This is a genomic window from Polyangium sp. 6x1, from assembly GCF_029946515.1.
In the GTDB taxonomy this organism is placed as follows: Bacteria; Myxococcota_A; Polyangia; order Polyangiales; family Polyangiaceae; genus Polyangium.
Genome location: NZ_JARZHH010000141.1, coordinates 1 through 9871, shown reverse-complemented (window position 1 = coordinate 9871; position 9871 = coordinate 1). Strand labels below are relative to the sequence as shown.

9 protein-coding genes and 2 pseudogenes are annotated in these 9871 nt (G+C 68.6%); 5 read left to right on the top strand and 6 right to left on the bottom strand.

The genetic code is table 11. The annotated features are described in order from the left end of the window. On the top strand, window positions 1-1140 hold a 1140-nt coding region (locus QHF85_RS48910), incomplete at its 5' end, for a hypothetical protein (RefSeq protein WP_281334437.1). A 46-nt stretch (window positions 1141-1186) separates the two neighbouring features. Here QHF85_RS48910 and QHF85_RS48905 read toward each other — a convergent pair. Next, on the bottom strand, window positions 1187-2035 hold the full coding sequence (locus QHF85_RS48905) for a phytanoyl-CoA dioxygenase family protein (RefSeq protein ID WP_281334436.1): 849 nt from the start codon (window positions 2033-2035) through the stop codon (window positions 1187-1189). A gap of 123 nt (window positions 2036-2158) precedes the next feature. Between QHF85_RS48905 and QHF85_RS48900 the strand changes: the two genes are divergently transcribed. From QHF85_RS48900 to QHF85_RS48885, 4 genes are all read left to right on the top strand, one after another. Then, on the top strand, window positions 2159-2485 hold the full coding sequence (locus QHF85_RS48900; protein ID WP_281334435.1) for a hypothetical protein: 327 nt from the start codon (window positions 2159-2161) through the stop codon (window positions 2483-2485). 127 nt (window positions 2486-2612) lie between these two features. After that, the gene (locus QHF85_RS48895) at window positions 2613-2735 is read left to right on the top strand and encodes a hypothetical protein (protein WP_281334434.1); all 123 of its coding nucleotides are present in this window, start codon (window positions 2613-2615) and stop codon (window positions 2733-2735) included. A gap of 61 nt (window positions 2736-2796) precedes the next feature. After that, window positions 2797-4296 carry a M14 family metallopeptidase gene (locus tag QHF85_RS48890; protein ID WP_281334433.1) on the top strand — a complete coding sequence of 500 codons (1500 nt, stop codon included), beginning with the start codon at window positions 2797-2799 and terminating at the stop codon, window positions 4294-4296. 239 nt (window positions 4297-4535) lie between these two features. Then, window positions 4536-5837, top strand: a complete 1302-nt coding sequence (locus QHF85_RS48885) for a GAF domain-containing sensor histidine kinase (RefSeq protein ID WP_281334432.1) — start codon at window positions 4536-4538, stop codon at window positions 5835-5837. Window positions 5838-5880: 43 nt separating this feature from the next. Here QHF85_RS48885 and QHF85_RS48880 read toward each other — a convergent pair. The 5 genes and pseudogenes from QHF85_RS48880 to QHF85_RS48860 all read right to left on the bottom strand — a co-directional run. Beyond that, a pseudogene (locus QHF85_RS48880) lies at window positions 5881-6264 on the bottom strand (deiodinase-like protein); the annotation flags it as partial. A gap of 12 nt (window positions 6265-6276) precedes the next feature. Continuing rightward, window positions 6277-6531: a hypothetical protein gene (locus QHF85_RS48875; RefSeq protein WP_281334431.1), complete on the bottom strand. Its 255-nt coding sequence runs from the start codon at window positions 6529-6531 to the stop codon at window positions 6277-6279. 89 nt (window positions 6532-6620) lie between these two features. Next, window positions 6621-7817: a tetratricopeptide repeat protein gene (locus tag QHF85_RS48870; RefSeq protein WP_281334430.1), complete on the bottom strand. Its 1197-nt coding sequence runs from the start codon at window positions 7815-7817 to the stop codon at window positions 6621-6623. Between the two features lie 57 nt (window positions 7818-7874). Beyond that, window positions 7875-8354, bottom strand: a complete 480-nt coding sequence (locus tag QHF85_RS48865) for a hypothetical protein (protein ID WP_281334429.1) — start codon at window positions 8352-8354, stop codon at window positions 7875-7877. Then, a pseudogene (locus QHF85_RS48860) lies at window positions 8347-9871 on the bottom strand (hypothetical protein); the annotation flags it as partial. The gene QHF85_RS48865 and the pseudogene QHF85_RS48860, both read right to left, overlap by 8 nt.

The following is a 9871-nucleotide window of genomic DNA, read 5'->3' as shown; positions in this document are numbered from 1 at the left end:
GCCCCGGCGGCGTCGAATACGGGCGGCGCCGGCGGGACCGGCGCGGGCGGGAATGGCGGCGCGGGCGGCGCCGGCGGGACGGGCGGCGCGGGCGGCGGGATGGGAGGGGCCGGCGGCGGGCTCGTGGAGCGCGCGTCGGCGCGCATGTTCCTGTCCGGGCACAGCCTCACCGACAATCCCTTGCCGGATCATGTCCTGACCATCGCGCAGAGCCTCGGGAAGGATTTCAATTTCAACGAGCAGATCGGCATCGGCTCGCCCATCCGGGTGAGGACCAAAGGCGGGAGCTTCGACGCGCCGGACTGGCCCGGATACAGCACCGGGAAGAACCGCGACGGCAGCGACATGAACGTGATCGAAGAGCTCTTGGCCCCGAAGACGCTCGGGCCCGGCGAGCTCTACGATACGCTCGTGATCACGGAGCGGCACGACATCCTCGGCACGATCTGGTGGGAGGATACGTTCGGCTTCCTGCGCCATTTCCACGACCGGTTGATCGACGGAAACCCGGCCGGGCATACGCTGTTTTACCATAGCTGGCTCGACGTCGACAAGAATGCCCCGGCGACGTGGATCGGCCACGAGAAGAACGCGCTGTACGCGTGGGAATGCGTGGCGACCAAGGTGAACCTCTCGCTCGCGGCCGAAGGGCGGACCGACCGAATGGAGACGCTCCCCGCGGGCGCGGCGCTCGTCGATCTCGTGGAGCGGATCGTGAACGACGAGGTGGATGGCATCACGGGCACGACGTCGCAGAAGCTCGACATGATCTTCAGCGACAACGTGCACATGACGCCGCTCGGCGCGTATTACCTGGCGCTGGTCACGTACGCGTCGATCTTCCGCGCCTCGCCGGTCGGCGCGGCCGTCCCGGCGGGGATCAATACCGAGCCGGCGGCCGACATGCAGAAGATCGCCTGGGACTTCGTGCGCGCTTACTACAGCCAGCCGGCGCCGGGGGAGCACACGATGGAGGAATGCCGGACCTTCATCTCGCAGAACGTCTGCGCCTCGTTCTGGACCGTGCTGAACCAGCCCGGCAACATCGCCTCGTGCCAGACGGATTTCGCGAACGCGAGCGCAACGCAAAACCCCTTCCGCTGGCCGGATCCGCAGATGAAGTTGTGGCCGGATCCGTAGGAGGCGCCCATGCTCCCCGCGTCCGCATTCGTCCCCTGAGGTTCCGTCAGGAAAAACCGCGCAAGGGCAGGTCCGGCCGCTGGAGCCAGTTCTCAGCGGGGTAATGTGCGTCCGCCTCGACGACGTGCACCGTATACGCGTGCCGGGAGCGCGGCGAGCGGTTCTCCGCGCTTCGATGCGGCAAGAGCCCGTGCAGCACGACGAGCGTGCCGGCCGGGACTTCGAGGGGAATGGCGTCGTCCTCGACGAGGGGGACCGGATCCAGCACCTCGAACCGCGTGCCGCCGCGCCCGTCCCGCAAGAAGCGCTTCTTGAGCCCCTGCCGATGGCCGCCGGGCACCGCCCACATGCAGCCATTCTCGATCGTGGCGTCCTCCAGCGCGAACCACAGGCCCGTGACCGTCACGGGCTCGGTGTAGAGGAACGTCGCGTCCTGGTGGCAAACGACCTCGCCGCCGATGTGGGGCTGCTTGAAGATGTACATCGATTGCATCAAGAGCGGCCGGGTCAGGCCGAGCTCGGCCGTCAGCGCCGCGAGCGCGGGCGTACGCGAGAATCGATCGAAGACCGGATCGAGGTCGTGCATCGCGTGGCCGATCTTGTTGAGCGCGCGCTCCTTCGGCACGCGCAGGCGGCCGTCCGGGCCGAGCGCGCCCTCCTCGAAGAAAAAACGGACCTTGTCGCCCGATTCGAGGAAATACGCGTCGGAGGTGCGCGTCTGCTCGTGCGTGCTGAAGACCGAGCGGTGCGCCTCCGGGTCGAAGGCGGCGATGTGCTCCAAGGCGCGGCGTTTCAGCGCTTGGCACGCTTCGACCGAGACGAATCCAGGCAAGACGAGGTAACCGTCGCGCTCGAAGGCGTCGCGGCGCTCGGAGGGGGCGATGGGCCGGGGCATGGCTCGAATCTCGTAGCCCTCCCGGGGCCGGCTGTCCACGGCTCCGCGGCGAGGTGCCTGCGTATCGAGCCGTCGTACGCGGCAGGTGTTGCGCCGGGGAGAATCGTGCCTTACGCTGCGGCCATGCATCGGCACCCCTGGCGAATCGTGCGCGGGCTCCGCGTGCTGATCGCCTGCCTCATGCTGATGCTGCCGGCCGCACCGGCGCGCTCTGCGCAGGTCGTTCCGGACACGGTCGTCCTCATCGCGTACGCGGGGGCGGCGCAGCTCGCCGCGGCGGCGCGCGAGGTCGCGCCGCGAAACGCCGAGGCACTGCGAACCGTCGAGATCGAGGCGCGACCTGCGAAGGCGGCCTCGTTCGTCCGGGCGACGGCGCCTCGGCGGATCGATCCCGGCGCTACGTTCGTCCCCGCGGAGCGCTGGCTCCTTCATTGCGCGCTCCTCTGCTGAATTCGACGGCCTTTTCCTCGGCCTTCGATTTCACAGCAAGGAGAGAGCGATGTCGTCTTCAGCGGAAAGCCCTCGGAGGAGGGCCTGGCGGCGGTTCGTCCGTCGCCTGCTTCATTCCATTCGTTCGATGGGCCGGATTGGACTCGTGCTCGGCTCGGCCATGTTCCCCGGGATGCCGCCCCCGCCCCCGCCTCCGCCTCCGCCGATCGAGGAGCAAGCGTCGGGCGGGAAAAAGCTCGCCGAGCTTTAGCCTCACGGCGGCATAACGAGGGCCGTCCACGCGGCGTTCGTTCCGTGCTATTTCACGCCGCATGCTGCTCACCCGCGCCGAGTCCACCTCCTTCCGCGAGACCTCCCTCCACGCCGACGTCATGCGTTTCGTGCGCGCGCTCGAGGATCGGAACGACCCGCGCCTCCACGTCACGACCTTCGGCACCTCGCCCGGCGGTCGCGATTTGCCGCTCCTCATCCTCTCGAAGGACCGCGTCCGCACGCCCGAGGAGGCCCGGCGCAGCGGGCGCCCCGTCGTTCTCATGCTCGACGGCATCCATCCCGGCGAGGTCGAAGGCAAGGAGGCGAGCCTCGCGCTCGTGCGCGACCTGCTCGACGGCCGCCACCCGGATTGGCTCGACACGCTCACGCTGCTCGTCGCCCCGCTCTTCAATCCGGACGGCAACGACGCGCTCGATTCCGCGAATCGAAGGCTCGATCTGAAAAAGCTCGCCGGCCAGATCGGCCCCGTGGTCGGGACACGCACGCAGAGCCAGGGCATCAACCTGAATCGCGATTACATGCGCCAGGCCGCGCCGGAGATGCGGGCCTTGCAAGACGGGGTCTGCCTTCCGTGGGCGCCCGACCTCACGATCGACAACCACGCGACGAACGGCTCGGTGCACCGCTTCCACATGACCGTCGACGTGCCCCACACGGTCGAATCCGGGCGGCGCGAGCCGATCGATTTCATGCGCCAGCGCCTCGTGCCGGAGGTCATCGCCGCCGTCCGCGCGCGCGGCTTCGAGAGCGGCTGGTATGGCAATTTCGTCGAGGACGAGCGCGTGGTCGACGCGGGCGGCGAGGTCGACGCGGAGACGGCCGTGGGCCTCGGCTGGATGACCTACCCGCACCACCCGCGGTTCGGCTCGAATTACCGCGGCCTCACGAACCGGCTCGATCTGCTGCTCGAGTGTTATAGCTACCTGCCGTTCGAAGAGCGCGTGCGCACCGCGACCGCGTGGCAGATCGAGACGTTGTCCTGGGCCGCGAAGCACGCCGACGACATTCGCCAGGTCGTCGCGTCGAGCGCTGCGCCGCCGGATCGGGTCGCCGTGCGGTATCGCCTCGACCGCATGGAAACGCCCGTCGAGGTCCTCACGCGTTCGCCCCGCACCCTGGAAGGCGCGCCCGTCGCGGTGCAAATCCCTCATTTCAGTCGATTCGTGGGCACCGTCGTCGTCGATCGGCCCCGCGCATACCTCGTCCCGCCGGCGATCGCCGAGCACCTGCGTCGCCACGGATTGCGCGTCGAGGCGGCCGAGGGCGCGCACGACGTCGAGGTCGCGCGCGTGACCTCGCTCGGCAAGGAAGGAGGGCGCGGGATCCTGGAAGCCGCGGCAGTCGGCGAGGTGGCCGTGGAATGGCAAAAGGATCGCCGGACCGCGCCCGCGGGATGGTCGCGCGTCGATACGAACCAGCCGCTCGGCGCGATCGCCGTGTATCTCTGCGAGCCCGAGAGCGACGACGGCGCGGTCGAAAACGGGCTCGTGCCGGTGCCCGCCGTGGGCGACGAACATCCGGCGCTCCGCGTGCTCTGATGTCGCTGCGTGGCCCATCCCAAGAGCGGGCCGTATGATCCGCTCTTCGGGGCGGGCAAGGGCTGCGGCTGTGGCTGGTTTGGGCGTCTGCTGATCTCCGAGTTCTCGGGTTGACACCCACCGGCTTGGAGCAGACATGTCCTTCAGGAGAACGGATGTTGGAAAGATCCATCGGACCGCCCGAGGAGGGAACGAGTTCGCCCGGCTGCGCCAGCCCCCCCCGAATCCCTCCAGAGCTCATGCAAAAGTGGCAAGGTGTCGTCGATATCGTGGCCGGCATCGTGCAGGTCCCTGCCTCCCTGATCATGAAGGTCGAGCTGCCGGACGTCGCCGTCCTGGTGGCGAGCGAGTCCAAGGGAAATCCCTACGAGCGTGGCGAAAAAGCTGCCCTCGGCACCGGGCTCTACTGTGAGACCGTGATGTCGACCCGCCAGCGGCTGCTCGTCCCCGATGCTAGGGTCGACGAGAAGTGGAAGTGCAATCCCGACATCAAGCTGGGGATGGTCTCGTATCTTGGTTTTCCCATTGCCTGGCCCAGCGGGGACATCTTCGGCACGATCTGCGTCCTGGACAGCAAGGAAAATGCCTATAGCGAGCTCTACCAGCGGCTCCTCTTGCAGTTCCGCGACGTGGTCGAGGCGGACCTGCGGATCTTGTGCGATTTCGACGCCCAGCTCGCCCGAGAAGCCCGCGCGAGGTTGGAGGAGTCGGAGAGGGCCCATCGCGCAGCGCTGCGCACGCTGGAGGACCTGAAGCGAGCACAGGAGGGGCTGCAAGCCAGCCAGCAGCAGCTTCAGGAGGCCGTCCGCCTGCGGGACGAGTTCCTCTCCATTGCATCGCACGAGCTCCGCACGCCCATTGCCTCACTCCAGCTCATGGTGCAGGCGCTGACCCGAGGTGTCGTGTCGCCCACGCCCGAGGCCACGCTGCGAGCGTTTGGCGTGGCCGAGCGGCAAATCACCAGGCTGACCCGGCTCATCGAGGAGCTGCTCGAAGTCTCGCGGATCCAGGCGGGGCGCCTTTCGTTTCAATTCGAGCGACTCGATCTCGTGGCCGTGGTCCGTGAGGTGGTGCAGCGCTTCGAAGTCGACCTCGCCCGGGCCCACTGCCCCCTGTCGTTCACCGCTCCTCGGCCCGTCATCGGCTGCTGGGATCGGAGCAAGCTCGAGCAGATCGTGACGAACATCCTCTCCAACGCGCTGAAGTTCGGCGCGGGCAAGCCCCTCGAGATCCTCGTCGAGGAGGCGCCGACCGGTACGGGCCGGCTCGTCGTCACCGACCATGGCATTGGCATTCTTCCCGAGCGCCTCCCGCACATCTTCGAGCGGTTCGAGCGCGCCGTGCCCGCGCAGGCGTACGGCGGGCTGGGGCTCGGGCTCTACATCGTCCGTAGCATCGTCGATGCGCTGGGAGGCACCGTCCGGGCAGAGAGCGTGCTCGGCAGCGGGTCCACCTTCGTCGTGGAGTTACCCTGCGCCGGGCCGCCGTACGTTGCCTGTCCGACGAAGGAGGCGGGCAGCACGACAGGACCGTTTTCTTGAGCGGCAGCAGCGCCCTCGTCGTCGACGACGATCCCGAGGCGCTTCAATCCCCCGGAAACCTACGCGCGAGCCAGGCCTCCACCTCCTCCGGGTGGAACTCGAACGGGCCCATGCCGCCCTTGTAGACGACCTGCCCCTTCTCGTCGATCACGTAAAGCCGCTCCGGCCAGGCCGCGTAGGCCGCGTTCGCGGGGTTCTCGATCGGATCCACGAGGAGCGGGATGTCGTACTGGAATCGCTTCACGAAATCGGCGGCGATGGCGACGCGCGCCTCCGTGCTCCGCGGCTGCGGGTAGCAGACGTTGTGCTCCTCGTTCACGTCCATCTGCCATTCGTCGGTCGGGTGGGCCTCCTTGATGTACACCGTGAGGAATCGGGCGCTCTTGCCATACCGCCCGGCCATCGCCTTCAGACGCTCGACCGAGCGCCGGAATGGCGGTCATGTGAAGCTGCCGAAAATCAAGACGAGCGGCTTTTCCCCGATGTGCGTCGCGAGCTTCTCCCGCCGCCCCTCCGCGTGCGTGACGAGCTCCACGTCGGGCGCCGCGTCGCCGACCTCGAGCCGACCTTCCTCTCGCTGGTCGTACCGCAACATGCCGATCACGTTGCGAGGCCCCATCCACCCCACGAACGCCGCACCCCCCGCCACGAGGATCGCGGCGACCGCGACCAGAGCTTTTTTCGTCCGCGTCATGGCCTCTTTGCGTATCACGTCTGCAAAGAGGTGGGAAGGGTCACGAGCTAACGCTTCGGGTACCGGGGCTGGTTTGTCGGACGCGAGGTCTAAAAAGGATTCGATGGGCTCCGCGGTTTTTCGCTTGGACGGCCCGGAGACGGGCCCGCGGAGGCCGACGCGGACGCGGGCGGCGGCGCCGCCGAGAGCGCCGTGACCCGGCTTTGCGCTTGTCGTTGTAGATCCGCGATCATTCGTCCTTCGGGGCCGTTCGGCGCGAGCGCGAGGAGCTTCTGATGGAAAGCGAGGGCCTGCTCCTTTTGCCCGAGCTCCTCGCTCGCGACGCCGGCCCCGAAGAGCGCGGGCGCCGAGGCCGCGTCGTCGAGGAGCACGCCACGAAAGACGTCGAGCGCGGCCGCCGCTTTTTTCTGTCGCACGAGCGCATAACCGAGCGCATTTCTCGTCTCGGGATGCGGGCGCATCTGCGCCGCGGCCCGGAGCACGCGCTCCGCTTCCTCGAGCTTGCCCGCGCCGAGCAGCGCCTGGCCGAGCGCAGCGACGGCCTCGGCGTTTTTCGGATCGAGCTCCGTCGCGCGCTGAAAATGCAGGATCGCGTCGGCGTTCTTCTGCTGCCTGGCCCGCGCGCTCCCGAGGGCCATTCGCACATCGAAGCCGTCCGATATCCGCAATGCCGCTTCGAGATGCTCGGCGGCGCCCGCGGCGTCTCCCTCGGCGAGCTCGATCTGGCCGAGCCCCACGAGCGCGCCGGCATGGGCAGGATTCACCTTCAGCGCGAGCTGGAATTCGGATTTCGCGCGCGCCGCGTCTTCCTTGCGGCTCATCAGCGCGAGCCCGAGCGCGGTGTGCGCGAGCGCCGAGCTCGGGTCGATCGCGAGCGCCTCGGCGAACTTCCCTTTCGCCCCCTCGGCCTCGCCCTGCCGGGCCAGGATGTTGCCGAGCGCGGTCAGATACGCGGCCGCGCGTGGTTTGTCGGTGTCGAGCAAAAGCTGGGCCTCATAACGAGCGTCGTCGAGGGCCTCGGGCGCGATCCGCGCGGGGCTCTCGGCGATGAGGTGGACCCGCGCGCGCATGAGGGCGCGTTGCACGTCCGGGTCCGTGGGCGAGAGCTCGCGCGCGTGGCCGTACGCCGCGAGCGCCTGCGCGTAACGGCCGGCGTCGAGGGCCGCGTCCCCCTTCGCGAGGTGCTCGCGCGCGAGCTCGGGGGTGCGGTTGCAGGCCGAGGCCAGCGCGATGCAGAGGACGAGCGCAGGCAGGCGAGCGGCGCGGGCGAGGGGCCTCGGGATCATCGGAGGCCGTTCTACGCCGACGTCGGCCGGGAGAAAAGCCCGCGCGGCCGGGACATGTCAACGATGGCCGGTCTCGACCTGGACTTCATGGACGCGAGGTTGGAGGGGCTCCATCGTCAGCGCGCCGCGCGGAGAGACCTCCACGTTGACCTCGAGGACCCGCGGGACGAGTGGTTCGGCCGTCAGAGTGCCGCGGGAGGAGTCGACCTCGGCGTCGGCGCGGAGCTCACGGGGCACGAGGGGCTCTTTCGAGCCATTCCGAACGTACTCCTCCGGGTCGATCGCGGGCCTCTGCGGCGGCTCGGCGGCAGGGGCCGCTGCCGGGATCGTCGGGGCCTCTGGGGCTGTCTTCGCCGTGGTCTCTGTCGCCGCCGTCGACGCGCCGACAGCGTGCTCCATGCCCGCAGGCCTCGCGGCCGTGGCGGGCACGTCCGTACCTTCCGCCAAGCGCGAGCGGACGAGCAGGGCCGTCGCGCCGACGAGGCCAGCGAGCGCGACGATCGTCAGGATCCTCGCGCGCCCGGCACGTTCATTCATTGTAATCCGAGCTCTGGACGCACCGGAACCAGTGGCTTTCGTTCTTGTCGCAGTTGCCTTCGAAGTTGTTGACGTTGCCCGTGTTGTTGATGCAGTACGCGGTATCGTCGCCGGAGCGGTTTCCGAGCCAGTCGCCGTTGAGCTGTCCGCCGGTGCCGTACGTCTGCAGGACGCGGTAATGCTCGTTGTAGGTCTCGATGTGGCCGCCGAGCGCGGCGCAGACGTTTTGCGCGTTGTTGTAGGTCTGCGGGGAGAAATAGGGCGTCACGCAGATCGTATTGGAGCGCGAGATGCCGCCGAGGTTCGACGTGACGGTGACGGCGTAGCCGTTGAACGGAGCCGTGCAGTTTCTCGGGCCGGCGCCGATGAGCTGGAGCCACGTGGTGTTGCCGGCGTTGTTCGTCTTGCGATACCAGAGGTCCTGGTCGAAGAAGCCGCCGGCGATCTGCAATGCGTAGTTGTTGCCGTTGTTCGAGTGCCGCACGTCGATGAGGTGTTGCCACGAAGACGCGTTCGGATAGTAATTCGTCGGCGCGCTCGTCTCGAAGAAGCCGCTCCGCGAGCCCGTCGCGTCGGCGTTGTCCTTCGTCTCCGTCCGCGTGAGGCCATTGCCCCAGAACACGCTCCCGTCGGCCCGGATGTTGCCGGTCGCGTGAACCTGCTCGGCCGGGCCCGCCGTGCCGACGCCGATGGTGCCGGGGAAGTAGTTGATGCCCGAGGTGCCGCCGTCGTACTGTAGATACGCAGCCGTGTCGTTGTGGATGCCGCCGCGGAACTGCGCTTGCGCCGTGAAATAGACGGTGCCCGCATTGAAATAGGCGCCGCCGGGGACGATGACGTACGAGCTCGCCACGATGTACGGGTTCGCCGCGGTGAACCGGATGTTGCCGGCGCCGTCGGCGGCGGAGGCGATGCGCAGATAGCCGTTCGCGTGGATGTTCGACGCGGCGAATTGCTCGTAGCCGGTGCCGGGGTTGTTGTACGTACGAACGATGCCGTCGCTGCCCATGCCGAGCTGCGAGGCGACGACGCCGGGCCAATGGAAGGCAATGCGCGGCGTCGCGGTCGTGCGGACCTCGATGGGGGCCGTGTTGTAGACCGTGCCCACGCCGCCGGTGACGTCGAACTGGCCGGTGGTGGTCACCGTGGTGGCGTCGTCGGTGATGCTCGAATTGCCGCCGGTCGTCGCGCCGGTGAATTTGATGACGGTATTGACCGTGCCATTGATGTTGGCCGAGCCGGCAGGGCCGACAGGCCCGGTCGGGCCGATCGCACCCTGCGGGCCTTGGGCGCCCGTCGCGCCGGCCGGACCTGCGGGGCCTTGCGCGCCCGTCGCACCCGCGGGGCCTGCGGGGCCTTGTGTGCCCTGCGCGCCGGTCGCGCCGACGGGGCCCGCCGGACCTTGCGGGCCTTGCGCGCCGGTCGCGCCGATCGGGCCCTGCGTGCCCTGGGGGCCTTGGGCGCCCGTCGCGCCGGCGGCGCCGGTCGGACCGATGGGACCTTGCGGGCCGACAGCG